This is a genomic window from Shewanella intestini (assembly GCF_018221465.1).
GTDB lineage: Bacteria > Pseudomonadota > Gammaproteobacteria > Enterobacterales > Shewanellaceae > Shewanella > Shewanella intestini.
The window spans coordinates 1-24,382 of the sequence record NZ_JAAIKR010000014.1 but is presented as its reverse complement, the minus strand read 5'-3'; the positions used below and the strand labels follow the sequence as shown (position 1 = coordinate 24,382).

Here is a 24,382-nt window from a genome sequence, read left to right as displayed (position 1 = left end):
GCCTTAGCCATGGGTTGCAACACTCAGACATGACTCATGCCTCATTCTGTTAAATCGGGAATGCGCCTTAAATAGAATAGCAGCCCACAAAGCATACAAAAAAGCATGATTTTCACCCACATTAGCGGAACAATAAGAATACTAATGGTGAAACTCACAGTGGTCATCACGGTGGCTTTACGCTTGACCCCTTTAGGCAACGCTCGTTGCTGCTGCCAACTTGTTAAAGACTTTGCAAACCAAGGATGAGTCATCAACCAGTGGTGTAAGCGCGTACTAGAACGAGCAAAGCAATACGCCGCTAATAAAATAAACGGCACTGTAGGTAATAACGGCAATGCAATGCCTATCACACCTAAGCTTAGGCTAACTAAACCAATAACAAGAAAGAAACCACGCTTGATAACCATACTTCCTCATAAAAAAACCACTCTGGATGCAGAGTGGTTTCAATTATTTAGACACATTAATGACTTAACGCATCATACCGCAATTATACGACCCCGACCAATCGTAACCAAGACAAGCTAGCTGGTAATGTTGGGATTAATAAAACAAGCAAAAATCCAATAAAATACATGAAGTTAAATGGGTCTTTAAACGGCTTGTTCATAAAAGTTCCTATTTGATTAATGAATGTTAGGCAAAAGAACACCGTGTGCAATTGTGTCAATCTGCTGTTTTGTGATAGTTATCACAAAATCATCGCATTCTAACGATTCATTAACATAATAAAAACCATAAAATTTATATGTGAATTAATCACTCGACTCAAAGTTTGTCTTGCCATGTGACCAAAATACCTTGGCTTGCCAGGGTAATTAATAAGCTCTCACACCCTTGCTGTAACAGTTCAGGTGACATTTGGGGATAAGTTGTTGTTAGCCAATCTAATAATTGTTCAACTGTGATGAAATCACCTTGATGTTGTTTTGATTCAATAAACGCTAATACTTGGGCAGTGAGTGGATTTAATTGTAAAAAAGCCACTTCTTCTGATTTATCGAGATAAACACAAAAAAATTGTGGTTGTGAAGTCGGCGCAATTGGTTGGTAATCCACACTGATGTGCTGTACATCAAATGAATATTGCGCAATTTTTGCCGTCGCCGCTAAGGTCAGGCTTTCAGTTAACACTGAATCGGCCGTTAATAACTGTTCACTTTTTAGTGGTTGCGCCGTCGAGACAACTAACTCTAACCATTCATAATGAGCAAGCTCTAATAAAAACACGGGATCAGCTGCTGACACTTGATGTTCATTTTGCAGAAATTGTAAAAATTCAGCGGCTATTTCAATAAATATCGGCGTTTTACATTGATGAGTAACAAAAAACTGTTGGATTAATTGCTGCCAATTTTCTGCTGAATAAAGGCTTTTTAGCACCGGAAAAGCACTTGAAACAAAGCCGTCAATATTATTAAAAAACAACTCTCGATAAATATGCATTCGTCTTGGCTCAATGCCTGAAGGTAATGCAGATTGTGGGTTTTTAATGTATGCCATAAATTGCTGTTGATGCTTAATAAAATCCATTATGCCCTCTTCAGTGTTACTCATTTTTTTGGCCGTTAACTCGACACCGACTGCAAGGTTAGTTGTTCATGTTTCGCGCTACGCTGATACTGATGAATACGGTTGATCTCAGTGAGTAACACCTCGGTTTTTGGAATATTAAAATCACGTTCTAGTAATGTCGGATGCACACCATGTAATTGGTAACAGGCTTGTAAAAGCTGCCAAACAGGCTCAATGACGTCTGCGCCGTGTGTATCTATACGTAAATCCACAGCTTCTTCGTAATGCCCAGCTATATGTAAATACTGAATCCTTGCTGTCGGCATCGCAGCTAAAAACGCGTAAGGATCATATTGATGGTTGATTGAATTGACATAAATATTGTTAATATCAAGCAATAACTGGCAATCAGCTTCACACAAAACCGCATTCACAAATTCTTGTTCGCTCATTTGCGCACCCGGTGCGGCATAAAAGGAAACATTTTCTAATATAAATGGTCGTTCAAGAATATCTTCTACTTGCTTAATTCGCTTAGCAACATACATAACGGCTTCTTGTGTAAACGGGATGGGCATTAAGTCGTACATGTGACCTTGACCAGAGCAGTAGCTTAGGTGTTCTGAATAAATATCAATTTGATGTAAATCTAAAAATGATTTAACTGATTTGACAAAATTAACATCTAGGACTGCTGGACTACCTATTGATAACGATAAACCATGACAAAAAAATGGATGCTGCTCTGTTAATTTAGCAAATTGACGCCCATATTTCCCCCCCAATGTCATCCAGTTTTCTGGTGCCACCTCAAAAAACTCAATCTCATTAGGCGTATTGAGGCAAAACTCCGCTAACATTTCTCGTCTTAAACCTAACCCCACTTGAGGTAGAGTTGGTGTTGAAGTAATCCCTGACTGCATAAGAAACCTTTTTGTTGTTTTAAAGCGTGGCGACAATGGGTTATAGGTTATAGGTTATAGGTTATAGGTTATAGGTTATAGGTTATAGGTTATAGGTTATAGGTTATAGGTTATAAAGAGTTGAGCATAACGTGCTGCTATGAAAAAGGCCTGAATAACAGGCCTTGTTTATGGTTAATATACAACGTGCGATATTAACGTCAGTAACTTAAAATTATTTGTTACCACCGCATTTACCTTCACCACACTTACCTTCTTTGGCTTTTTCGGCTTTTTTCATGTCGCCACCACACTTGCCTTCGCCGCATTTACCTTCTTTGGCCTTTTTCATGTCGCCGCCACACTTACCTTCGCCGCATTTACCTTCTTTGGCCTTTTTCATGTCGCCGCCGCACTTGCCTTCGCCGCATTTACCTTCTTTGGCTTTGTTAGCTTTATTGTCACCACCACACTTGCCTTCGCCACATTTACCTTCACCACCATCAAGTTGGTAGCCAGATGATAATTGTTCAAAACCAAAGGGATTTGCCTGTGCTTGTGTTGATAAACCTGCACTCATTACAACTGCACCTAATGCTACTGCTACTGTCGTTTGTTTAATCGAGCTCATAATTTGTCTTCCTTTCATATTAATTGTAATGGATGCCAACTGACACCGTGCCGACGTATTGTAAAAGACCTGAACAGGTTACATTTTATTGCACATAAATTTTAAAATATAACCTTGATCACTAAATCAATTTGATTATCCTGCTAGCTAGGTTGTGAATATGATAAATAGTAGTCGAATTTATTGAGCTATCAATCTGATTTATTTCCCTAAAAGGCCATTCACCTCCATAGCTGTATCTGCAAATGAATGAAATAACTGGTCAAAGCAATAAAACACGCTAAAATAGCGCCCCTTAAATTCGATACTGATTAAGAAATTGGATAACTTGTGCGAGTAATTTTAGCGCCGATGGAAGGTGTGGTTGATGACCACATGCGGGATCTACTTTCAAGCATCAACCCATATGACCTTGTGGTCACCGAATTCGTGCGTGTGGTTAATCAATTATTGCCAGATAAAGTGTATTACAAACTGTGCCCAGAACTTCACCATGGCGGCAAAACCCCATCAGGAACGCCAGTGAGAGTACAGTTACTTGGACAACACCCGCAGTGGATGGCTGAAAATGCTTATAAAGCCGTTGCACTGGGCTCACACGGTGTTGATGCCAATTTTGGTTGCCCAGCCAAGATGGTCAACAAAAGTAATGGCGGTGCCATACTGTTACGCTCACCTGATACTATTCACGACATTGTTAAAGCGATGCGCCAAGCCGTGCCAGCTGAACAACCTGTTACCGCTAAAATTCGTCTTGGTTTTGAAGATAAAAGCTTATTTTTAGAAAATGCCCGAGCAATATATGAAGCAGGCGCGACAGAAATTGCAGTGCATGCACGCACAAAAGTCGAAGGCTACAAGCCCCCTGCTTATTGGGAATACATTAGCGAAATAAAGCAAGCATTACCTATCCCTGTTATTGCTAATGGTGAAATATGGAATAAAACAGATGCGCAGCGTTGTATTGAAATCACTGGCACTAACGACATTATGGTGGGCCGCGGCGCTATTTCTTTACCTAATCTCGCCGACACCATAAAAAATGACCGCGCAGCGTACACTTGGGCACAAACATTAGTGTTACTCAAGCAATATACTCAACGGGAACTTAATGGCCGTAAAGCGGATTACTTTCCGTCGCGCATTAAACAGTGGTTTACCTATTTAAACCGCCAATATCCCGAAGCGGATAGCTTATTTAGGCAGCTTCGCGTTTTTAAAACAACTGCAGACATTGTTGAGGTGCTTAACAAAGCGCAAGCAGAAGACTAAACGAGAATGAGTCAAAAATTGGCTCATTTTTACTCATAAATTGTCCAAGAAACACTTTTAAGCGCCAAGGTTGATTAACTGCTATGGGTTTGATCTTTATCAAAGCGTAACTAGCATTGGTCTTTAAAATGATCTTTCATATCATTTATAAAGGCCTGTACGGTGTCTGACATAACGATTAAACAAACCCTAGAAAATCTGGAAGCAGATTTAAGGACAACCCTTAACAAGGCGCTTATTAGTCCATTAATGCAACACCAAGCGCAAGATATCGATGCCACATCGCCACTGAGTTCACTCATTGAACAATTAAGTCACTCACACCTTTTAGACAGTGAACTGTTTCTTAATTTCGTGCAACTTGATGCGGCCTATTGTCAGTTAGAACTTGGTCTTTACGGTATTTGTTCAGACTGCGAATCAACTATTTCATCACAACGCCTTATTGCCAATCCAATCGAGCAGCGCTGTGAAAGCTGTAGTAGAAAACATTTAACAGAGCATCGACAAGAACTTCGGCTGAATCATTAAGTACAACCACAACTTTTATATGTTGTTAATCATTGTTTATTCCCGCGCATGTTATCACCAGCTTTGCTGGAAAAATGTTTAAACCTTCTGCAGTACCTCGATATAAAAATACTTCATGCTTTAGCTATATCTTTAACCTAAATATAATTCTTAGGATGTTCATGTCCGCACATTGTTAAGCATTAATTGCTATAAATGAATGTTCGCAAGACGATGCAATCAGATTAACTAACAACTTATTTAGGTATCAACAAACAATGATGCCAGTTTTAGCCGCGACACCACTCACTTATATCGTAATCAAACTGTGCTGTGCTGTGCTGTGCTGTGCTGTGCTGTGCTGTGCTGTGCTGTGCTGTGCTGTGCTGTGCTGTGCAAGTATAAAAACACAACAGCACGAAGAAATAGTTATCTTTTGTTTTTAAACAAGATATTTAACAGTTATTTTCATATCTAAAAAGAAAAAACCTCCGCAAGCGGAGGTTTTGGGTTATTCACCTAGGGAGTGGTGAAAGGTTTAGAACTTTTGTGTGTAAGTTGCAGTAAATGTACGGCCATATAGGTTATACAACGCATCGTCATACGCTAAGTTTGAATCCAATACTGGATCTTGGTCAGTAATGTTACGTACACCTAAACCAAACTTACCATTCCAAGATGCAGTGTAACTGTAGCTAAAGTCGAATGTAGTTTGTGAAGATAGGCTACCAATTTGTGCATACGTATCTGGGTCAACTGTTTCAGCTTGTCCGTCAATATACTGAGTCAGTAATGATGCAGCGTGATCACCGTAAGACCAATCAATTACCCAAGTAAAGCGGTATTCAGGTAAACCGTTACGACCGATTTTGTCATTAACTGGACCATCAAAGTATTCTTCAGAGTTATAAGCAAGCACCCAAGTCAAGTCAAATGTAGTGCCAAAATCACCGAAAGATGTTTCATAGCCACCGTAAGTGACGTTGAAATCAATACCTGAAGTGTCAAAACCATTACCATTCACTAGTGGCGTAGTGGCTTCTAAGATACGTCCATCAGGGCTATCGCCTGCACGGATAATCTCACCACGAGCTAAGTTGCCATAACCTACTTCAGCTTCTTCTCTTAGTAATGAATCTAAAGAAATGAATGAAATAACATTATCTACTTTTAAGTTATAGTATTCAGCTTTTGCACTTAAATCATCAGTGATGTTCCAGATGACACCTAGGTTATAGAAATCTGAGGTTTCAGCTTCTAAGTCTGGGTTTGCGGTACGGGTAACGTCATATTGATCTGCAGTACAGTCAACAGGCGCTATTCCGTCAATATCACAACGGTGGTAATCAGTTGCAAGGTCAGCACTGAAAGAATCTGCCGCGTATAAGTCTGATAATGCTGGAGCACGGAAACCTTGCCCCCAAGATGCACGAACTACAACATCGTCAATGACGTTATAACGTAATGCCACTTTAGGCGTTACTGCGGAGCCGAAATCAGAGTATTTGTCATAACGTAATGCTACGTTAAACTCTAAATCATCCGTTACTGGAATGATTGATTCACCAAATACTGCAAATACATCACGGTCACCGGCAGAACCAGCACCAGAAGAACCAATTACTTCACCATTTGCTGACTCTGAGTCAACGCGTGAGTGATATTTATAATCAGAAAATTCACTACCAAAGTAAAAGCCCACTAAACCTGCTGGTAACTCAAATGCTTCAAAGTTAATACCGGCATTAATACTTTGAAATTCCATGATATCTTGAGCAAGCGTATCATGGGTAATGGCTGCAACGACAGAAGCATCATTTCCATCAGGACCAAAGTTAAAGTCACCAGACTTAACTAATGCTTCTACTGTCGGGCGATGAACATAGCCAGAACCATAGTTACTGTTTTCAGCTAGATTATAGTGATAGGTCACATCCCAACCGAAGTGATCATGAGTACCTTCTAGCCCCACTTGAATATCGGTGCTGTAATCAATTGTGGTTGAATCACGCGTTCCAACATCAGTGAAACGGTAATAAGTACGACCAGCATTGGCATTTTTAGACGTGCCTAAGAAATTACCGTCTTCATCCCAGTTCTGGATATCGATTTGACCAGCTTCAACATTAAACCAGCCTGCTGCCGGAGCATAACGACCAAAGGTTTCATTACGTGTAAACAAGCCTTGTCCAATAAAACGGATTTCATCTGAAATCTCATAATCGGCATTCACATAACCTGCAGTGTAGGCACGTGAAGCATGGTTTGCAGCTTCAGAGGTATAATCATAACCACAAATATAGTCACCTCCGCCGTAGTCATAAATATGACCACCGCCTACCATTTTGTCGTTATCACATGCCGCCATTGGGCTAAACTGGAAAGTCGTCATGTCAAGGAAGTTACGCGCATATGCTGAAACACCCGTAGTGTCGTCATACTTATCAGCAAGAATATTTGAAGAACTAGTGAACCATCTGTCACGTTGGTAAATAATTTCACGGTTTTGATGCTCTAAAGAGAACGTCATACTACCTTTATCACCACTAATACCACCAACAACGTGGGTTTTCCACTCTTCACCACCAGGTTGTTCAGGGTTGGTCATCGTTGCTGAAACTTCGAAACCGTCGTAGTCTTTTTTGGTAATGATGTTTACAACACCAGCAACCGCGTCAGAACCATATACAGCAGAAGCACCATCTGTTAACACTTCAATACGCTCAATTGCTGCAGTTGGAATGGTATTTAAGTTAACTGCAGTGCCACCCATAGTTGGTGAGCCAGGCATACGTTTACCGTTTAAAAGTACTAATGTTCTGTCAGCACCTGCTCCACGTAAACTGATATTTGATTGGCTTTGCCAGTTACTACCAGATGCTTCTGATTGTGAGCCAAATGTATTTAAGTTTGAACGACGTAAAACATCAGCAACTGACATTTCACCTGTTTTTTCTATAGCAGCAGCATCAATTGTGGTAATGGGTGAAGAACCTTCCATGTCGGTACGTTTAATACGTGAACCAGTCACTTCAATTCTTTCTACTTGCGCTTGTTCTTCTTCTGCATTGGCTACAGAAGTGAACATGCCAGTAGCTGCAACACTGGTTGCTGCCATGGTTAAGATGCTACGGCGTATTGCCTTAGCAGTTAATGATTCAGATTTCATTTTATTCTCCCTAGACGTTAAACATTACTAACGCGATTTTTTTTATTGTTCTAGTGGTTAAATCGAAGTTAACCATCCGCGTTTGATATTGTTAAAACCGTGTAATTCGGTCAACGTTAGTGATTATAGAAATACATATTTGATACAACTTGATATAACTGCTAGTTAAACGCACAACAACAAAACCATTAAAAACCTATTAAATCAAACGACTAACAAAAACAAAACATCAAAATCACACCAAATAACATCTAATACATATGGTTACTTTTGCAATTAAATAAAAACAGAACGTTAATTGGAGTTAACAAGTGGATTTAGATCACCTTTTGTATTGATTTTATTCAATTAAACTGCGCAAATATTCAACTACAAAACATGCAAGCAGGTATTAGGTTGTTCAATTATCTAGCGTGTTAACAAATTGACTGCCACTTGTAACAATCGTATATGCCAACTTTAATATTTTTAATTTAAAAAATATTAGCCAAAACTTAATCAACTTCCCCTTAACAATCAGCTTTTTAATTTGTAGCGCTATGTAATATCAAACAAATTAGCTGCCGTGCGTAAATAGAGTTAATCCCCAGTCATAAACCAACGCATTTATAAGACGAAAATGGCCGAATTCTTGGGCTAAGCCATCAACTAATCATAAAATCACTGCAAATATTTGACACATATGTAGCAGGTTATTAATTTCCAAATAAAGTTAAATTATTTACAACATTTATCGCTTCGTTAGCCGAGAAGTAACTGCGTAATATGCTAACGGTAGGATAAAGTAAGTAGCAGGAATAGCAGGAATAGCAGGAATAGCAGGAATAGCAGGAATAGCAGGAATAGCAGGAATAGCAGGAATAGCAGGAATAGCTTTAACAATGTGCTAGCGACAGACAATAAAAAAGGAGCCAAAGCTCCTTTAATATTGTACTTGTTAATTTAAAAATTAACGAGTACGAGCACAAAGCTCTTCTGCGCTGAAGAAATATGCAATTTCACGTTCTGCAGAAGCAACTGCGTCTGAACCGTGTACGGCATTTTCGTCAATGCTTGCAGCGTAATCTGCACGTAAAGTACCACGAGCCGCTTCAGCTGGGTTAGTTGCACCCATGATTTCACGGTTAGCTAGTACCGCATTTTCGCCTTCTAGACACTGAACCATAATAGGACCAGAAGTCATGAAAGAAACTAATGCGCCAAAGAAAGGACGTTCGCTGTGTTCAGCGTAGAAGCCTTCAGCTTGCTCTTTAGTTAGGTGTACCATTTTTGAAGCGATGATCTTAAGACCAGCAGATTCAAAACGATTGTAGATAGCACCGATGTGGTTTTTAGCAACAGCATCTGGTTTGATGATAGAAAAAGTGCGTTCGATCGCCATGACTAGCTTCCTTTTGTAAGCAAGTTGATTAAATTCGCGCGGATTATACGAAATTATGCCTTAGCTGCATAGCGTTAATCACATCACATCCCCAAAATACCTGCCAGTGATCTGCTAACGACTAATTTCTGTGCTTTTGTGAGTGATTTAGTGCGAATGAATGGCCAAATAAGCGCAAATCATCTCAATTAATTGGTTGAGGTAATCCTCTAAAGGCACCTGACAGGCGATAGCTGGAGTGATATGTGGATATAAAATTTGATCTAATATGCCGTTTACTAACATAAACACAGCCATATTAGCTGCATTGAGCTGTTTTTCATTTGGCGTATCAGTCGTCATCTTTGCTAACAATAACGCGGCAATTCTTTGGTAAACGTGTTTTCTGTCATTGGAGGGATCTGCAAACAAGGTTTCAGTATGCAATCTTGAATTAAGGTGTATTGTGCGAAACACACTTTTTCGTGCGAGAAGAAAAGTGGCAGTTTGCTGACTAACCATGGCGACTTGCTCAACTAAAGACTCACAAGGCATCACTTCAACTTGATTTACCCATTGCTCAAGTTGAAGACCAAAATCATCATACAGCAATGGTAATAAAGCTTCTTTGTTTTCAAAGCGGCGATAAAATGTCCCAACAGATACCCCTGCCCCTTTAGCTAACTCTTTGATACTAATATGTTCAAAATATTTATCAGCCAATGCATTTTGCAAAGCCAATAGAAACTTGTCGTGAGTAAGTTGGCTGCGTTGTTGTTTGGGACGTAAATCTGAAGACATCTGGTTTCCATACTCAAACTAATTGTTCTGTTAGCTTTATCATAATAAAAATCCCCCCTGCGAATCCACAATAGATATCCAATTACCTTGGTCAGTTTTCACATAATTGATAAATAACGTGCTTAGCAAAACCGCAATAGGTAAACAAAACCAACGAGGTCAATGACAGTACAAAGCCGTAGGAAAGTGTAAACTTACCGTAAGGTTAGCCGTGTTTACAGTCGATATTTACGGGTAAGCAGACGATTAAAGCCTGTGTATCACAAAGTAAACGACGATAGCAAAGTTAAGCCACTCAATAGCAATACAGCCTTTATTAGGCAATGAACATCTACTACTGGCGTAAGTAACCTTTTCCTTATCCCCAATAAAGGTTCATGATGAGGTGTGAGGTGACACTGTTTAATGATAGCTTTAAAACGTTAACATTAATCAACACCACGTAATGTGTTGATTAATTCACTGACAATATTTCCCAGTTCATTAAGTTCATTAAGTTCATTAAGTTCATTAAGTTCATTATCAAACAAACTTCCACTACTACTAAAAAACACTACATATAGTCCATTCTACCAAGCCGCATAAGGTGTAAATGCTCTTCCACCCTTGGGGGAATGTTCAGTTTCAATGTCTGCTCCTGTGATGACGTTATCATTGAGCCAAACATATTCGATTGTCGTTTTAGGTTTTGCTGAGTTTTGTTGAGTTTTGCTGAGTTTTGCTGAGTTTTGCTGAGTTTTGCTGAGTTTTGCTGAGTTTTGCTGAGTTTTGCTGAGTTTTGCTGAGTTTTGCTGAGTTTTGCTGAGTTTTGCTGAGTTTTGCAATAAAGATAAGGGAATAAACATGATAAAAACAAAAAAGGGTAATGAATATCATTACCCTTTCGCATTTAAGCTTTAAAGCTTTAAAGCTTAAACAGTTATCCTTCACTCACCATGTTAATGGTGTATTTAGGGATATCAATGACCATGTCACAGTCAACAACTTTAGCTTGGCAAGACAAACGGCTTTCAGGTTCTAAACCCCAAGCTTTATCTAGCATATCATCTTCAAGTTCGTCACTTTCTTCAAGTTCATCAAAACCTTCACGTACAACACAATGACATGTCGTACATGCACATGACTTTTCACAAGCATGTTCAATTAAAATTCCATTTTTTAAAGCAACATCAAGAATCGTTTCGCCAACTTCAGCCTCTAACACTGCTCCGTCTGGACATAACTCTTCATGGGGTAAAAAAACTAGTTGTGGCATTGTCTCACCTATATATTGTCAACTGATTGCCCGGTTAAAGCGGCTTTAATTGAATTATCCATGCGTTTTGACGCAAAGTCTTGTGTTTGTTCATCCAAATCGGCAATTGCCGCTTCAATAGCATCACTGTCATCAGCCTGCGCTAAGGTATCTAACGCCTTAATCGACTCGTCTAATTGACTACGCTCCGCTGCAGATAATAAATCACCGTCTTTGGCTAACGCTGCGGTTAAAGATTCAATAACCCGCGCGGCTTCCACTTTTTGCTCAGTAAGCATACGACGAGTAATGTCATCTTTTGCATGCTTCATAGAGTCTTTGAGCATGGTAGCGATTTCGGTATCTGATAGACCAAATGAAGGTTTAACTTGAATAGTCGTTTGAACTTCGGTGGATTTCTCCATCGCAGTAACACTTAATAAACCATCAGCATCCACTTGAAATGTAACCCGAATATGAGCTGCACCTGCTGCTAATGGTGGAATACCTTTTAGGGTAAAACGAGCTAATGAGCGACAATCATCAACTAATTCACGCTCGCCTTGCACCACATGAAAAGCCATTGCAGTTTGGCCATCTTTAAAGGTAGTAAACTCTTGTGCTCTGGCGACAGGAATAGTGGTATTTCGAGTGACGACTTTTTCAACCAGCCCACCCATGGTTTCAATACCTAAAGAAAGCGGAAGCACGTCAAGTAATAGTAAATCTGAATCTGGCTTATTACCTGCCAAAATATCAGCTTGAATTGCTGCACCTAATGCGACAACACGATCAGGATCAATTGAAGTCAAAGGCATTTTTTTGAAAAAATCAGCAACTTTTTCACGCACGAGTGGCACACGAGTTGAGCCACCGACCATTACAGTTTCTAACACTTCATCAGCACTGACACCAGCATCACGTAGAGTACGACGACAACTGCTAATAGTTTTCTTAACAAGTGCAGCAATCAATTGCTCAAATTGAGCTTTAGTAATTTCACAGCTTAATGTTTGCCCGTCAGACTCAATACTCGCCGTTACTATATCAGCAAAAGTTAATGCTTCTTTAACGCGTCTTGCTTCAATTTGTATTTGACGATTAAGCTGGATAGTTGGCTCAACAATCCCAAGAGCGGATTGAATATGAGCTTGTAAGAGGTGGTCAAAATCATCACCACCTAATGCTGAATCACCACCTGTTGCTAATACCTCAAATACGCCACGATTTAAACGTAAAACGGAAATATCAAAAGTGCCACCACCTAAGTCGTAAATGGCAATGACACCTTCTTGTTTAGTATCTAACCCATAAGCAATAGCTGCTGCAGTTGGCTCATTTAATAAACGTAATACTTTGACACCCAATAGTTCAGCCGCATCTTTAGTGCCTTGGCGTTGAGCATCATCAAAATAAGCTGGCACGGTAATCACTGCACCTTGCAAATCGCCACCTAAGGTTTTTTCTGCTCGTTCGATGAGTGGGCGTAAGATTTCTGCAGATACTTGAATAGGGTTATATTGACCATGCGCAGTATTAAATACAGGTAAGCCATTTTCACTTGCAGTTAATGAATAGCCTTGAGAACCACTCGCTTTCACATCGTCTAAGCTGCGTCCCATAAAACGTTTGACAGAAACAATGGTGTTAGCAGGATCCGTGGCTGATTGGCTTTGTGCATCGTAACCTACTGATATTTCATCATTACCATAATGAACAACTGAAGGTAATGAATGACGTTGCAGCTCATCACTGAGCGTTGTCGCTTCACCACTTCTAACTGAAGCCACTAACGAATTGGTGGTGCCTAAATCGATACCAACGGCTAAACGATGTTGATGTGGCGCGGCGCTTTGGCCAGGTTCTGCAATTTGCAACAGTGCCATAATACTCCAACTTAAATCTGGGTTATTAAAATCAAAATTAATCGAGCAATTTATCTTCTATGCGCGATAGCTCATCTTGTAATTTTGCCATAAATTTTAGCTTGCGTATTTGATCCGCCGCTAACAAATTATCGGCTTGGTTATCTTTAGCTAATAATTGAGTGAGATGAGTAAATAGGTTTTTTTCAAAGTCAGCAAAAGAGTCATAGAGGGAATCGATCAAATCTTGTGGTTCACTACTATGATTAATGTCTTCGAGGGCTTCACGCCACTCCATTTGCTGCATTAAAAAACGGGTGTCTTTTAAGGTGGTGGTTTCATGGCTGAGCTCAAGCCCGCGTAAGCTTAATATATGTTCAGCACGAAGAAGTGGTGTTTTTAAAGTTTGATATCCATCATTTATTTGCGCAGTACGCTGTACAGAGAGAAGTTTCTGCTGTTCAGATTCATGGGCAAATTTGTCAGGATGTACCGCCCGTTGCAGATCGCGGTAGCGGTCTGCAAGTTGAGCGGTATTGATATCAAAGGCAGGCGTAAATTGAAACAGATCAAAATAATTCATGGGAACAATCGCACAGCTTTAATGATAAATAGAATGCAAATGATTATACCGTGAAACTTTCGCCACAGCCGCATTCACCTTTCGCATTTGGGTTATTAAATTGAAAACCTTCGTTCAAACCTTCTTTTACGAAGTCCAATTCAATGCCCTGCAAATAGATAAAACTTTTTGCGTCGATGATGATATTAACGCCATTTATGGTGTAAAGCTCATCATCGTCATTTAAATCATCAACAAACTCAAGCACATAAGCCATTCCAGAACATCCGGATGTTCTAAGCCCAAGGCGCAATCCAAGTCCCTTACCACGATTAGCGAGAAACGAACTAATTCGATCTGCCGCTGCTGGGGTCATTGTAATAGCCATGTCTACTCCAGATATTACTTATTTTTGGTTTTGTACTCATCAATTGCTGCTTTAATGGCGTCTTCAGCCAAAATAGAGCAATGAATTTTTACAGGCGGTAATGCTAATTCTTCAGCAATATCAGCATTTTTAATTGCTGCAGCTTCATCAACAGTTTTACCTTTAACCCACTCGGTTACTAATGAACTTGAGGCAATCGCACTACCACAACCGTAGGTTTTAAATTTTGCATCTTCAATGATACCTGCATCATCAATTTTTAATTGCAGTTTCATTACGTCACCACAAGCAGGTGCGCCAACCATTCCAGTGACAACTGACGGGTCATCTTTTTCAAATGAACCTACGTTACGTGGATTTTCATAATGGTCGATTACTTTTTCGCTATAAGCCATGTTATTACTCCAAAATCTGTTCGTTTAACATTTATCAATGTGTTTAAAGGCAAGAGTAAAAGCTTAGTGTTCTGCCCACTGCACTTTTTCTAAATCGATACCGTCTTTAAACATTTCCCATAAAGGAGACATTGCACGTAGTTTATCGATAGACTCGGTAATTGTTTTAATTGAATGGTCAATTTCTTCTTCTGTGGTGAAACGGCCTAATGAAAAACGAATTGAGCTATGTGCCATTTCATCATTTAGTCCTAAAGCGCGAAGCACATAGCTTGGCTCTAGACTTGCGGAAGTACAGGCTGAACCTGACGATACGGCTAAATCTTTTAATGCCATCATCAATGACTCACCTTCAACGAAGTTAAAGCTAACGTTGAAAATACCGCTGTAACGTTGTTCCATGTCACCGTTGATATAGGTTTCTTCGATATGTTTGATACCATTCCATAATCTGTCACGTAATTGACGAATGCGAGTACCATCAGATTCCATATCTTGTTTTGCAATAGCTGCGGCTTCACCTAACCCAACAATTTGGTGTGTCGCTAACGTACCACTTCTCATACCACGCTCATGACCACCGCCATGCATTTGTGATTCAAGACGAATACGCGGCTTGCGGCGAACATACAGAGCACCAATACCTTTAGGACCATACATTTTATGACCGGAAATAGAAATCAAATCGACTTTCAGTTCTTTCACATCAATGGGTAATTTGCCGGCACTTTGTGCTGCATCCATATGGAAGAAAACACCTTTTGAACGGCATAACTCACCAATTTCAGTGATATCTTGTACTACACCAATTTCATTATTCACATGCATAATACTGACTAAGATGGTTTCATCTTTTAAGTTTTCTTCAATGCGAGAAAGCGGAATAATTCCATTTGCGTCAGGTTCAAGGTAAGTAACCTCATAACCTTCACGTTCTAACTGACGACACGTGTCTAATGTGGCTTTGTGTTCAGTTTTACTGGTAATAATATGTTTGCCTTTCTTACTGTAGAAATGGGCAATACCTTTAATGGCTAAGTTGCTAGATTCAGTTGCTCCTGACGTGAAAATAATTTCACGATGGTCTGCATTGATAAGATCAGCAACTTGATTTCGGGCAATATCGACAGCTTCTTCAGCTTGCCAGCCATAACGATGCGAACGAGAGGCAGGGTTGCCAAACACACCGTCCATTGTCATGTGTTGAACCATCTTTTGTGCAACGCGCGGGTCAACCGGTGTCGTTGCGGCATAATCTAAATAGATAGGAAGCTTCATACTCACACTCCGTACTTAGTGCCCTCAAACAATGAGGTCACATACAACGTACAAATAATAATTATTTTTAATTTAACATCGAGCGTTATAATGTCACTCGGTGTTCCTGTTGCAACTCATCTTGCTTTACCGAGATGTACTGAACATCTCGTTTTTCCATCAAACCCGCAAGGGTAATACCACCTAAAAAATCTGAAATTTGCTTACTTAAGTCGCCCCACAAAGAGTGAGTTAAGCAGCGAGTGCCACTTTGGCAATTTCCTTTCCCTTGGCAACGAGTAGCATCTACTGACTCATCAACGGCACGAACGACCATTCCAACAGAGATATTTGCTGCTTCTAAACCTAACCGATATCCACCACCAGGACCACGAACACTGGCAACTAAACCTTGTTTACGTAATTTAGCAAAAAGTTGTTCAAGATAAGACAATGAAATACCTTGTCTATCTGAAATATCGGCTAAGGGAACAGGCCCTAAAGATGAATGGATAGCAACATCTAACATAGCAGTTACCGCGTAGCGACCTTTCGATGTAAGTTTCATAACTTTACTACTGCTCCCAAAAAGTATAGAGCAATTTCAACATACCCGAGTAAACTAGTCAAGTATTGTTAATGGTAAAAGTGCTACATAATTCACATTTACTCACTTGCCTAGAACAAGCAGAAACTCACGCACATTTAACCTGTTTCGACGCCATTATTCAATGATATGAAATTAATAATTGCGACTCAGTTATAATTAAACTTTCTTCACTAAAGATTATTGTTAATTGTTAAGTTAAATACTCGGGTCAAATTCATCTATTTCTTTAATTCTTCTGGTGGCTGCGGCTTTTTCATCTTCTGTAAATTCACCTACATTCAATTCAGGTAATTTTTCAGTACACACTTCACCGCCCATTCCCTGCACAGCTTTACACACATCCTGCACCTTGGTGTCCATTAGGTGCATATGGTCAAGCATTTGCCCAATGGCATTTGCAACGGGATCGGGGTTATCGGGTGACACAGCATAAGCATCGAAACCATATTTTTTAGCCATTTGAGTACGTCGTTCATTAGTTTCTTTGGACTCAGAAGAGGCTGTCGTTACCACTCTTCCAGGTATACCGACCACGGTTTTATCTGGTTGAACATCTTTAACCACAACTGAATTTGAACCAACGCGCGCACCATCATGCATCGTAATTGGGCCAAGAACTTTTGCTCCAGCACCAATAACAACATTGTTTCCTAACGTAGGGTGACGTTTACCGGCTTGCCAAGTTGTTCCCCCTAATGTCACGCTATGGTAAAGCGTACAATCATCGCCAATTTCAGCTGTTTCCCCAATGACAACAGCCATACCATGGTCAATAAAAAAGCGGCGGCCAATAGTCGCACCGGGATGTATTTCTACACCGGTCAACCACCGAGAAAACGTCGATAAACAACGCGCGGTAACACACCACTTTCTTTTCCACAGTTTATGGCTAATTCGATGTAGCCAAATCGCATGCATACCAGGATAATTTAATAAAATTTCCAAGGTGCTGTTTGCAGCAGGATCACGATGATAAATCGATTCAATATCTTCTTTTAATCTTGAGATAACACTCATAACTCATTTCCTTGGGCGATATACAAGGATACCCACCCCTTACTTATCTAATTTCTTATCAATTGAAGTTAAAATACCACGTAATATATTCATTTCAGAGGCTTCAACTCTCGCCTTACTAAATAGACGACGTAATTTGATCATCACTTGACCAGGGTGATTTTTGATTACAAATCCCGTTTTAGTCAGTGTTGATTCCAAGTGCACATAAAAGCGCTCTAAATCCTCAGATAAAGGGTAAGCTTCTTGCTCTACAGCTATACCAGCTTGTTCTTGAGCCAAGTGCGCAACCCGGGTTTCATAACAAATAATCTGCACAGCTTGAGCTAAATTTAATGAGCTATATTCAGGGTTAGCAGGAATCGCAACGTGATAATTACACTTTTGTAGCTCTTCATTACTTAAACCATGGTTCTCACGACCAAACACGATTGCCACCGGACCATCAACACTTTGCGCGGATAATTTGATCCCAGCCTCTCTTGGGTCTAACATTGGCCAATCTAAAGTGCGGCTTCTCGCACTCGTTGCAATCACTAAACTGCAATCAGCAATAGCCTCTTGTAATGAGTCAACTTGGGTGAGATTTTTTAAAATGTCTGATGCCCCTGCTGCCAACGCAATTGACTGTCCATCGGGTTCAACCCGAGGTTCAGCAAGGTAAAGATTTGATAACCCCATGGTTTTCATCGCTCGAGCTGTAGAGCCAATATTTCCTGGGTGAGATGTTCCAACTAAAACAACACGAATATTACTTAACATGTAACCAATTCTATCGATAAGAAAACATTATTTTCGAATACTACCACATGCATGATTGTTAAGTGATATGAAAATCTGCATTTGATATAACATTTAAAACGAGTATAATACGCCAGTTATTTTTATACTCGTTCTTTAACATCCAGGGGATTGCAATGCATCCAATGCTCACTATTGCCACACGCGCAGCTCGCGCGGCGGGCCAAACTATCATGCGCGCTTTTACTGAACTCGATCGTGTCGAAGTCAGTGCTAAAGGAATTAACGACTACGTTACTAGTGTAGACAAGGAAGCTGAATCAGCAATTACATATCAAATTCGTAAATCTTATCCAGATCATACAATTATTGGTGAAGAAGAAGGTGAGAACCGAGGCGAAAACAAAGATTATGTATGGATTGTAGACCCACTGGATGGCACTAATAACTTTGTTCGTGGTATCCCTCATTTTTCAGTATCGATAGCTTTACAATATAAAGGTAAAGTTGAAGTTGCTGTTGTTTACGATCCCGTTCGCGATGAACTTTTCTCAGCTATTCGTGGCAAAGGCGCAAAAGTGAATGACTTCCGTCTTCGAGTAAACAATGTTAATGACCTAGAAAACACCATTATCGCAACAGGCTTCCCTTTCAAAACACGCCAACACACTGAAAGCTACTTTAATATTCTTGGGGCGGTATTTGCCCAATGTGCTGATGTTCGCCGTGCAGGTTCTGCTGCCCTTGACTTAGCTTACGTTGCTGCAGGTCGTATGGATGGTTATTTTGAGCTTGGTTTAAAACCTTGGGACATTGCAGCTGGCGACCTAATTTGTCGTGAAGCTGGCGGCACTGTTACCGACTTTAATGGTAATCACAACTATTTAGCTTCTGGTAATATTGTGGCAGGTAGCCCTAAAGTTACTAGCCAACTAGTAAAAACCATGCGTCCATTATTAAATGATGGATTAAAACGCTAAACCTTTATTTTGCTTAACGCACCGTTAAGCAAAATAATTAAAAGGCCAGCTACGTTAGGTAGCTGGCCTTTTTTATTTATTTGATATAGATCACTCTCAAAAACATTATCAAGCCACTTATACTGATTCACAGTATGTTACCAACAATGGAAAGTTATTATGCCAACCCCTTTATTTAGTAAAGCAGGTGTCAAAAGTTTGAAAACCATAGAGCATATCGTATTGTTCATTATATCAATAGCAACAGTGTTCGCCATTGGGGAAGAAATTCTGCATATGTTTCGAATACGCACGGTTGAATTAGCTGACCTGTTACTATTATTTATTTACCTTGAAGTTCTCGCAATGGTGGTTAATTATTTAGAATCTGGAAAATTACCCATCCGTATGCCACTTTATATTGCCATTGTTGCATTGGCTCGGTACTTAATATTAGACATGAAAAGTATGGATGACTGGCGTATTTTAGCGATTTCGGTTTCAACGATCGTGTTAGCCAGTACAGTCATTGTCATCCGTTGGGGACAATTAAAGCTGCCTTACCCTAAAAAAAATGACACAGATTAAACCTCATGGCGTATTTAGCAAAAAAAAGCGAAAAATGACTATCATTAATACGATTGTATCGCTAGCGGCAAAACAACTACGTGCTGATTAAAAAATGACTAGGAGCAATAAAATGGACAACGAGCCAAATAGCTTTACTGAAAAAAGAGCATCGTTACGAGTTGACATGGAAGCGGAAAGCGTTCGATTAGACTGGATTAACTCAGAAGGTAAAACATGCCATGCTCAAGCAGTATGCCTTGATTTAGCGCGTAGAGGAGTATTGTTTGGTTATGAGTCCGCTTTTAGTGTTGGAGAATTAGTTGCGTTAACCTTTCACGAAGGTAGCGATCAACAAAACACAATAAAAGGCCAAGTGTGTCGTTGCCAAGAAGGAAATGAATACCCATTTCATGTGGCATTGCAATTAGTCTAACTTACATGATTTCAGTTCGTATAAATTGAAGCCGTTACCTATACTTCAATAATGAGTGATTAATTGTCCTTACTTATGCCTAAAGCACCTTATAACATTAGGTAAGAACAGCACTAACAAATGCTAATTGTAAAGGGAGAAGTGAATGATATTGCTTGTAGGAGGAGAAAAAGGAGGCAGTGGTAAAAGCTGCCTAGCACAAAATATCGCCGTTAATATAACCCAACAGTTTAATGCTAATGTATTAATGGTCGACTGTGACCCACAACGCACTACCTCCGATTGGATTCAAGCTAGAAACAATGACCCAAGTCTCCCCCCCATTAATTGCATTCAACTCTATGGTAAAATTCGTAACGACTTATTAAGCCTTAATGAGCGTTATGATTACGTGATAGTCGATTGCGGTGGCCAAGATAACCTAGCCATGCGTGCAGCCATGTCTGTAGCAACTTATGTCGTGATCCCATTAAGACCAAAACGCAGAGATCTAAAAACGCTCCCACATATGGAAGACATGCTTAGCACCTGTAAAATGGTTAACCCCAAAATGGTTGCCACCATTGTCATGACCCAATGCCCTTCTTTACCGTCTCAGTTTAAACGGATTTTAGAAGCCAAAGAGGTGGTGCAATCTTACGGTTTACGAGCTCTAAATTCAGTCACTTTTAGTCGTAACATTTATGATGATAGTGAAGAGTCAGGTTCCTCTGTAATCGAGATTGACCCACAAGGAAAAGCCGCTGTGGAGATCCGTGCTATCACTGATGAATTATTTGCCATTCCACCAGAAAATAGTTATGAGTTTAACTGATCTTAAGCGCAAATCCCCTAAGCGAAAACCTAAGTCGGTTTCCATTGACGACTTTATTGAAGATGCTAATAATTATGCTCAGGGCAAAAAGTCGGTTATTCGCCAACCTGCTGAGCCTGTAAATCACTCAAGCAAGGACACTGTTGGGTTAAATAAAAACACTAGCAAATTATACCGACATGCCACTTTTAGTTTAACCGAGCACGCAATTTTACAACTTGAACAATTACACCGAGCACACAAATTACCAAAGTCTAAATTAATCAGGATATTAATTGATGATTTTCATCGCAGCTCTCTATCTTCGCAAAGTAAGCTGCTGAATAAGAAAATATAATCAGACTCAGTGGCGTCTGCTCCAACAGCCTTAAACAACTTCAATAATGTTACTTGGGTGCCTTTTATGCTTACTGACACCACCGATATAAAGCAGGCTTTATTCAAATCACTTTTACATACCAGTAGGTAATAATATCCCGTATAATGACCCAATAGTTAACTCAATTAATATCATTATGACTCAGCAAGCCAATAACCCTCTTCATGGGATAAAATTAGAACAAATTGTGACGGACTTAGTCGATAAATACGGCTGGAACGACCTTGCAGTGCGCATAAACATTAATTGCTTTAAGGAAAATCCAAGTATTAAATCGAGTTTAAAGTTTTTACGCCGCACGCCTTGGGCAAGGGATAAAGTAGAGTATTTGTGGCTTAAAATGAACAAACAACCTTTACCGTCTCCACGAACAAGGCCACAGTTCAATGACAATGCCGTTAGTTCACAAGATTCTGGAGCAGTTAACGCGCATATTTGGGGAAAATAATTTAATTACATCTTATTGATGAACCCATATTTTCGTAATTGTTTAACCATTTTTAGGTTAGCAACCAAAGCAATATTTAATACCGCTTAACAATATAATGTAGATTGTTTTGAAGCAGAGTCTTTTGCGACCTTAATAAAGATTGATCACTTCCAAATTCACTTTTGGACAAAAACGTTTTAAAGCTAAATTTTAAAAGTGACTTTTAGTATTAGGGTAAATATGGCAATTGAATATACGGTAACGCTTTGCTTAGCGGCTTAAAATGCTTGGCTATAATAGCGAGGCACGAGCACAGCCAACTGTTTGACGCCATAGTCTCTTGTTATGTTTCTTTTTCTACCAATGGTACAGCGAACATAAATAAAAGAATTAATAATAGAAAAGAAATACCTATAAGAATTGGAGTTAATGTACCTAACTCTACTTTAAAGTGAAGAATACTTTTTAAAGCTATAAACTCAAAAAAAATGACAAACAGTGAAATAGGTGTGTTTAAAGCTAACTTGCAACCACACCTATCGCACTCTCTATTACTAAAATTATTAATTAAAAGTACATTAAATGGATTTTGGCGAGAATAACATTTTGGACATTTACTCAAACTCTATCCTTAGAAACATAACGCCCTGCCAATAAGTGAACCATGTACTGGCGGCGATTTGCACAGCAAATGGCATGACAGCCTTGGAGAATCTGGATTTAGCAACTTGTTAGGTATCCTTACGCTATATACTTACCCATGACTAAAATCGGCAACCATATTGAACTTGACACCAATAGTGAGCTTGTTAATAGGAGTGTTAAAGAAAAGGCAAAATAATGACCTGCAAACACTCGTGCATCACATACAGGGTGCTGCCTTATCGCAAGTTTAATCACACGGCTGAACTCTTTAATTTTAGCTACCTGGCACTCAACCCAAAGCTTCATGGGCTTAATCATGATGAGGAGGCATGTAAAGGCTACTTCTACACCAGCAACATCCATAAACAAGAGTAATTCAGGTGCAAATGGAGTAAGGACTAATATAACTAGCAGCATCAAAACTTTTTTGCTTTTTGGACTAAATTTTAAACCTTCCATAAGACTCCCTTCCTTGGTTACCTAACGCCCTGATAATAAGTGAACCAAGTACTGGCGGTCGATTTGCTCAGCAAATGGCATGACAGCGTTGGTGAATCTGAATTTAGCAGCTTGTTAGCTATCCCTTTTCAGATTCGACGTCTTTATTAGACCAGATTAAGCCTAGCTCAGGGCTTTCGATTGTAAAACTAGAGAAGACACAACTGTAGGACTGCGCGACGTCACACATAAACTCTACCCAGCCAATAAAATCAACTTGGCTTAGTTCATTGCCATAGGGTCGAGTTGTGCCACTTAAAAACTGATATCCTTTATCATCTACATCACTGAATTCCAGTTCATAGTTTTCACTTAACTGTTTACCCAGTTCTTTTAGTTTTTCGGGAAGGTCGCAAAAATGAGTAAAATCCATGGTAAACACAGTTTCACTTGAGACTTCTGCTTTCAACATGTTTTCCCAAAGTTTTGTTGCTTCGTCTACCTTTCGAGTTTTGATTCTTGAGTAGTAGTCATCCCAAGTTTGTTGAGGATCGTCCATGATATTCCTTGTATAGCTAACGCCCCGATAACGGGCGAATACTTGCTGCGAAAATGGCGAAGCCGCAGCAAGTAGGCGTCCCTGCGAGCGAAGCGAGTGTGTTGATCGGTTTGTTAGAAGTCATTAGCTTCGTACCTGGCGAACCATTTTTGATATTCCACTACTTCCTAAAACGATTAGGAACCCAATTGTGACTTGAAACACTGTCGCATATAGTCCAGCTAAGTCCTCTGGTCTGGGAGGCTGCTCAAAGAGCTTATTCATTTCGTAGTTTAGTGATACATAGTAAACAATGTCGGAAAGACCAAACCCAATTAAATAGATACCGACAGCTGATATAATCGCGATGTTTAAGTTCTTAAGATATTCAGGAGATTCTTCCGACTTTTGAGCGTCAGGGATAGTTGTCCTAATCAGAGTGTTAGGAAAAAACCAAAATAAAATAGCGACTAAAATTTTTATTACTGACGGAAAAACAATTGATAACCAAATAGTTCCTTGTTCCATCATTTGGGATAGCGCTTGAGCTTTAACAATTTCCTCGGGGACATTGCTAATAACGCTCACTACTAGATACAAAGCTGCAACTCTTAATGCGATTGTTAATACATTTACGTGGTTCATTTAATCCTCCATGACTTCTAACGAATGATATGGACTCCCCTTACCAAATGGCCACTATGTGCCATATTGAAAGTGCAAACATTCAATCAAGGAGAGTCCATATGTCCTTAATTAAAGCCATTGGCATCGATTTAGCCAAATTAGTTTTTAGCATTCATGGTGTTGATGAATGCGGTAAAACTAAACTAAAGCAAACAGTTAAAAGAAACAAGCTGTTAGAGACAATCACTAACATTCCACCTTGTATTATCGGGATGGAAGCATGCTCTGGGGCGCACTACTGGGCAAGGGAATTTACA

The 24,382-nt window shown here is 39.7% G+C and carries 29 protein-coding genes and 1 pseudogene; 9 read left to right on the top strand and 21 right to left on the bottom strand.

Annotated features, from left to right (window positions below; translation table 11 throughout):
* Window positions 1-41: 41 nt before the first annotated feature.
* The 4 genes from G3R48_RS13370 to G3R48_RS13355 form a co-directional block, all read right to left on the bottom strand.
* A complete protein-coding gene (locus G3R48_RS13370) occupies window positions 42-410 on the bottom strand; it encodes a YbaN family protein (protein ID WP_153665278.1) in 369 nt (122 codons plus the stop codon).
* Window positions 411-771: 361 nt separating this feature from the next.
* Entirely contained in the window at window positions 772-1,536 is a 765-nt protein-coding gene (locus G3R48_RS13365) for an HvfC family RiPP maturation protein (RefSeq protein ID WP_153665280.1), read from the bottom strand.
* A gap of 35 nt (window positions 1,537-1,571) precedes the next feature.
* Entirely contained in the window at window positions 1,572-2,441 is an 870-nt protein-coding gene (locus G3R48_RS13360) for an HvfB family MNIO-type RiPP peptide maturase (RefSeq protein WP_153665282.1), read from the bottom strand.
* A 214-nt stretch (window positions 2,442-2,655) separates the two neighbouring features.
* Window positions 2,656-3,051, bottom strand: a complete 396-nt coding sequence (locus G3R48_RS13355) for an HvfA family oxazolone/thioamide-modified RiPP metallophore (protein ID WP_153665284.1) — start codon at window positions 3,049-3,051, stop codon at window positions 2,656-2,658.
* A gap of 330 nt (window positions 3,052-3,381) precedes the next feature.
* Here G3R48_RS13355 and dusC point away from each other — a divergent pair, with 330 nt between their 5' ends.
* Both dusC and G3R48_RS13345 read left to right on the top strand, forming a co-directional pair.
* Window positions 3,382-4,323 carry a tRNA dihydrouridine(16) synthase DusC gene (gene dusC, locus G3R48_RS13350; protein ID WP_212593359.1) on the top strand — a complete coding sequence of 314 codons (942 nt, stop codon included), beginning with the start codon at window positions 3,382-3,384 and terminating at the stop codon, window positions 4,321-4,323.
* 162 nt (window positions 4,324-4,485) lie between these two features.
* Complete coding sequence (locus G3R48_RS13345) at window positions 4,486-4,854, top strand: TraR/DksA C4-type zinc finger protein (protein ID WP_212593358.1); 369 nt, start codon at window positions 4,486-4,488, stop codon at window positions 4,852-4,854.
* A gap of 517 nt (window positions 4,855-5,371) precedes the next feature.
* Here the strand turns inward: G3R48_RS13345 and G3R48_RS13340 are convergent.
* The 14 genes from G3R48_RS13340 to trmJ all read right to left on the bottom strand — a co-directional run bounded on the left by G3R48_RS13340 (window position 5,372) and on the right by trmJ (window position 18,253).
* Window positions 5,372-8,002: a TonB-dependent receptor plug domain-containing protein gene (locus G3R48_RS13340; protein ID WP_153665286.1), complete on the bottom strand. Its 2,631-nt coding sequence runs from the start codon at window positions 8,000-8,002 to the stop codon at window positions 5,372-5,374.
* Window positions 8,003-8,951: 949 nt separating this feature from the next.
* Window positions 8,952-9,383 carry a nucleoside-diphosphate kinase gene (ndk, locus tag G3R48_RS13335; protein WP_153665288.1) on the bottom strand — a complete coding sequence of 144 codons (432 nt, stop codon included), beginning with the start codon at window positions 9,381-9,383 and terminating at the stop codon, window positions 8,952-8,954.
* 147 nt (window positions 9,384-9,530) lie between these two features.
* Window positions 9,531-10,163 carry a TetR/AcrR family transcriptional regulator gene (locus tag G3R48_RS13330; RefSeq protein ID WP_153665290.1) on the bottom strand — a complete coding sequence of 211 codons (633 nt, stop codon included), beginning with the start codon at window positions 10,161-10,163 and terminating at the stop codon, window positions 9,531-9,533.
* A 428-nt stretch (window positions 10,164-10,591) separates the two neighbouring features.
* Complete coding sequence (locus G3R48_RS17365; RefSeq protein ID WP_267253704.1) at window positions 10,592-10,717, bottom strand: hypothetical protein; 126 nt, start codon at window positions 10,715-10,717, stop codon at window positions 10,592-10,594.
* Window positions 10,718-10,732: 15 nt separating this feature from the next.
* On the bottom strand, window positions 10,733-11,008 hold the full coding sequence (locus G3R48_RS13325; RefSeq protein WP_212593357.1) for a hypothetical protein: 276 nt from the start codon (window positions 11,006-11,008) through the stop codon (window positions 10,733-10,735).
* Between the two features lie 74 nt (window positions 11,009-11,082).
* Window positions 11,083-11,418: an ISC system 2Fe-2S type ferredoxin gene (gene fdx, locus G3R48_RS13320; protein WP_153665294.1), complete on the bottom strand. Its 336-nt coding sequence runs from the start codon at window positions 11,416-11,418 to the stop codon at window positions 11,083-11,085.
* Window positions 11,419-11,426: 8 nt separating this feature from the next.
* Window positions 11,427-13,283, bottom strand: a complete 1,857-nt coding sequence (gene hscA / locus G3R48_RS13315) for a Fe-S protein assembly chaperone HscA (RefSeq protein ID WP_153665296.1) — start codon at window positions 13,281-13,283, stop codon at window positions 11,427-11,429.
* A gap of 37 nt (window positions 13,284-13,320) precedes the next feature.
* On the bottom strand, window positions 13,321-13,845 hold the full coding sequence (gene hscB / locus G3R48_RS13310; protein WP_153665298.1) for a co-chaperone HscB: 525 nt from the start codon (window positions 13,843-13,845) through the stop codon (window positions 13,321-13,323).
* Between the two features lie 43 nt (window positions 13,846-13,888).
* The gene (iscA, locus tag G3R48_RS13305) at window positions 13,889-14,212 is read right to left on the bottom strand and encodes an iron-sulfur cluster assembly protein IscA (RefSeq protein WP_153665300.1); all 324 of its coding nucleotides are present in this window, start codon (window positions 14,210-14,212) and stop codon (window positions 13,889-13,891) included.
* A gap of 14 nt (window positions 14,213-14,226) precedes the next feature.
* Window positions 14,227-14,607, bottom strand: coding sequence for a Fe-S cluster assembly scaffold IscU (iscU, locus tag G3R48_RS13300; protein WP_153665301.1), 381 nt, complete (start codon window positions 14,605-14,607; stop codon window positions 14,227-14,229).
* A gap of 63 nt (window positions 14,608-14,670) precedes the next feature.
* The gene (locus G3R48_RS13295) at window positions 14,671-15,885 is read right to left on the bottom strand and encodes an IscS subfamily cysteine desulfurase (RefSeq protein ID WP_153665303.1); all 1,215 of its coding nucleotides are present in this window, start codon (window positions 15,883-15,885) and stop codon (window positions 14,671-14,673) included.
* Between the two features lie 85 nt (window positions 15,886-15,970).
* Entirely contained in the window at window positions 15,971-16,432 is a 462-nt protein-coding gene (gene iscR, locus G3R48_RS13290; protein WP_153665305.1) for a Fe-S cluster assembly transcriptional regulator IscR, read from the bottom strand.
* A 237-nt stretch (window positions 16,433-16,669) separates the two neighbouring features.
* Window positions 16,670-17,491 carry a serine O-acetyltransferase gene (cysE, locus tag G3R48_RS13285; RefSeq protein ID WP_153665307.1) on the bottom strand — a complete coding sequence of 274 codons (822 nt, stop codon included), beginning with the start codon at window positions 17,489-17,491 and terminating at the stop codon, window positions 16,670-16,672.
* Between the two features lie 39 nt (window positions 17,492-17,530).
* A complete protein-coding gene (trmJ, locus tag G3R48_RS13280; RefSeq protein WP_153665308.1) occupies window positions 17,531-18,253 on the bottom strand; it encodes a tRNA (cytosine(32)/uridine(32)-2'-O)-methyltransferase TrmJ in 723 nt (240 codons plus the stop codon).
* A 155-nt stretch (window positions 18,254-18,408) separates the two neighbouring features.
* On the opposite strand from trmJ, the gene suhB reads away from it, so the two are divergent.
* The 6 genes from suhB (at window position 18,409) to G3R48_RS13250 (ending at window position 21,835) form a co-directional block, all read left to right on the top strand.
* Complete coding sequence (suhB, locus tag G3R48_RS13275) at window positions 18,409-19,212, top strand: inositol-1-monophosphatase (protein WP_153665310.1); 804 nt, start codon at window positions 18,409-18,411, stop codon at window positions 19,210-19,212.
* Window positions 19,213-19,371: 159 nt separating this feature from the next.
* Entirely contained in the window at window positions 19,372-19,779 is a 408-nt protein-coding gene (locus G3R48_RS13270; protein ID WP_153665312.1) for a phosphate-starvation-inducible protein PsiE, read from the top strand.
* A gap of 112 nt (window positions 19,780-19,891) precedes the next feature.
* Entirely contained in the window at window positions 19,892-20,194 is a 303-nt protein-coding gene (locus G3R48_RS13265) for a PilZ domain-containing protein (protein WP_153665314.1), read from the top strand.
* 145 nt (window positions 20,195-20,339) lie between these two features.
* Window positions 20,340-21,008 (top strand): AAA family ATPase, encoded by a 669-nt coding sequence (locus tag G3R48_RS13260; protein ID WP_153665316.1) that lies wholly within the window; start codon window positions 20,340-20,342, stop codon window positions 21,006-21,008.
* Complete coding sequence (locus tag G3R48_RS13255; RefSeq protein ID WP_153665318.1) at window positions 20,995-21,345, top strand: replication protein RepA; 351 nt, start codon at window positions 20,995-20,997, stop codon at window positions 21,343-21,345. The genes G3R48_RS13260 and G3R48_RS13255 overlap by 14 nt, the downstream gene beginning before the upstream one ends.
* 178 nt (window positions 21,346-21,523) lie before the next feature.
* On the top strand, window positions 21,524-21,835 hold the full coding sequence (locus G3R48_RS13250; protein ID WP_153665320.1) for a VF530 family protein: 312 nt from the start codon (window positions 21,524-21,526) through the stop codon (window positions 21,833-21,835).
* Window positions 21,836-22,558: 723 nt separating this feature from the next.
* Here G3R48_RS13250 and G3R48_RS13245 read toward each other — a convergent pair.
* From G3R48_RS13245 to G3R48_RS13235, 3 genes are all read right to left on the bottom strand, one after another.
* On the bottom strand, window positions 22,559-22,921 hold the full coding sequence (locus G3R48_RS13245; RefSeq protein WP_153665322.1) for a hypothetical protein: 363 nt from the start codon (window positions 22,919-22,921) through the stop codon (window positions 22,559-22,561).
* A gap of 118 nt (window positions 22,922-23,039) precedes the next feature.
* Window positions 23,040-23,459: a hypothetical protein gene (locus tag G3R48_RS13240; RefSeq protein WP_153665324.1), complete on the bottom strand. Its 420-nt coding sequence runs from the start codon at window positions 23,457-23,459 to the stop codon at window positions 23,040-23,042.
* Window positions 23,460-23,582: 123 nt separating this feature from the next.
* Complete coding sequence (locus tag G3R48_RS13235) at window positions 23,583-24,083, bottom strand: hypothetical protein (RefSeq protein WP_153665326.1); 501 nt, start codon at window positions 24,081-24,083, stop codon at window positions 23,583-23,585.
* A gap of 101 nt (window positions 24,084-24,184) precedes the next feature.
* On the opposite strand from G3R48_RS13235, the pseudogene G3R48_RS13230 reads away from it, so the two are divergent.
* Window positions 24,185-24,382 (top strand): annotated as a pseudogene (locus tag G3R48_RS13230) (IS110 family transposase); the annotation flags it as partial.

Bases quoted from the DNA above. Each gene is read 5' to 3' on its own strand.
- G3R48_RS13355 (WP_153665284.1), bottom strand. From the start codon at position 3,051: ATGAGCTCGATTAAACAAACGACAGTAGCAGTAGCATTAGGTGCAGTT.
- G3R48_RS13245 (WP_153665322.1), bottom strand. From the start codon at position 22,921: ATGGAAGGTTTAAAATTTAGTCCAAAAAGCAAAAAAGTTTTGATGCTG.
- G3R48_RS13260 (WP_153665316.1), top strand. From the start codon at position 20,340: ATGATATTGCTTGTAGGAGGAGAAAAAGGAGGCAGTGGTAAAAGCTGC.
- hscB (WP_153665298.1), bottom strand. From the start codon at position 13,845: ATGAATTATTTTGATCTGTTTCAATTTACGCCTGCCTTTGATATCAAT.
- G3R48_RS13240 (WP_153665324.1), bottom strand. From the start codon at position 23,459: ATGGACGATCCTCAACAAACTTGGGATGACTACTACTCAAGAATCAAA.
- G3R48_RS13255 (WP_153665318.1), top strand. From the start codon at position 20,995: ATGAGTTTAACTGATCTTAAGCGCAAATCCCCTAAGCGAAAACCTAAG.
- G3R48_RS13265 (WP_153665314.1), top strand. From the start codon at position 19,892: ATGGACAACGAGCCAAATAGCTTTACTGAAAAAAGAGCATCGTTACGA.
- fdx (WP_153665294.1), bottom strand. From the start codon at position 11,418: ATGCCACAACTAGTTTTTTTACCCCATGAAGAGTTATGTCCAGACGGA.
- G3R48_RS13370 (WP_153665278.1), bottom strand. From the start codon at position 410: ATGGTTATCAAGCGTGGTTTCTTTCTTGTTATTGGTTTAGTTAGCCTA.
- G3R48_RS13330 (WP_153665290.1), bottom strand. From the start codon at position 10,163: ATGTCTTCAGATTTACGTCCCAAACAACAACGCAGCCAACTTACTCAC.
- G3R48_RS13270 (WP_153665312.1), top strand. From the start codon at position 19,372: ATGCCAACCCCTTTATTTAGTAAAGCAGGTGTCAAAAGTTTGAAAACC.
- suhB (WP_153665310.1), top strand. From the start codon at position 18,409: ATGCATCCAATGCTCACTATTGCCACACGCGCAGCTCGCGCGGCGGGC.
- G3R48_RS13235 (WP_153665326.1), bottom strand. From the start codon at position 24,083: ATGAACCACGTAAATGTATTAACAATCGCATTAAGAGTTGCAGCTTTG.
- G3R48_RS13325 (WP_212593357.1), bottom strand. From the start codon at position 11,008: ATGTTTATTCCCTTATCTTTATTGCAAAACTCAGCAAAACTCAGCAAA.
- iscR (WP_153665305.1), bottom strand. From the start codon at position 16,432: ATGAAACTTACATCGAAAGGTCGCTACGCGGTAACTGCTATGTTAGAT.
- iscA (WP_153665300.1), bottom strand. From the start codon at position 14,212: ATGGCTATTACAATGACCCCAGCAGCGGCAGATCGAATTAGTTCGTTT.
- hscA (WP_153665296.1), bottom strand. From the start codon at position 13,283: ATGGCACTGTTGCAAATTGCAGAACCTGGCCAAAGCGCCGCGCCACAT.
- iscU (WP_153665301.1), bottom strand. From the start codon at position 14,607: ATGGCTTATAGCGAAAAAGTAATCGACCATTATGAAAATCCACGTAAC.
- G3R48_RS13340 (WP_153665286.1), bottom strand. From the start codon at position 8,002: ATGAAATCTGAATCATTAACTGCTAAGGCAATACGCCGTAGCATCTTA.
- cysE (WP_153665307.1), bottom strand. From the start codon at position 17,491: ATGAGTGTTATCTCAAGATTAAAAGAAGATATTGAATCGATTTATCAT.
- G3R48_RS13295 (WP_153665303.1), bottom strand. From the start codon at position 15,885: ATGAAGCTTCCTATCTATTTAGATTATGCCGCAACGACACCGGTTGAC.
- G3R48_RS13365 (WP_153665280.1), bottom strand. From the start codon at position 1,536: ATGGATTTTATTAAGCATCAACAGCAATTTATGGCATACATTAAAAAC.
- G3R48_RS13250 (WP_153665320.1), top strand. From the start codon at position 21,524: ATGACTCAGCAAGCCAATAACCCTCTTCATGGGATAAAATTAGAACAA.
- trmJ (WP_153665308.1), bottom strand. From the start codon at position 18,253: ATGTTAAGTAATATTCGTGTTGTTTTAGTTGGAACATCTCACCCAGGA.
- ndk (WP_153665288.1), bottom strand. From the start codon at position 9,383: ATGGCGATCGAACGCACTTTTTCTATCATCAAACCAGATGCTGTTGCT.
- G3R48_RS13360 (WP_153665282.1), bottom strand. From the start codon at position 2,441: ATGCAGTCAGGGATTACTTCAACACCAACTCTACCTCAAGTGGGGTTA.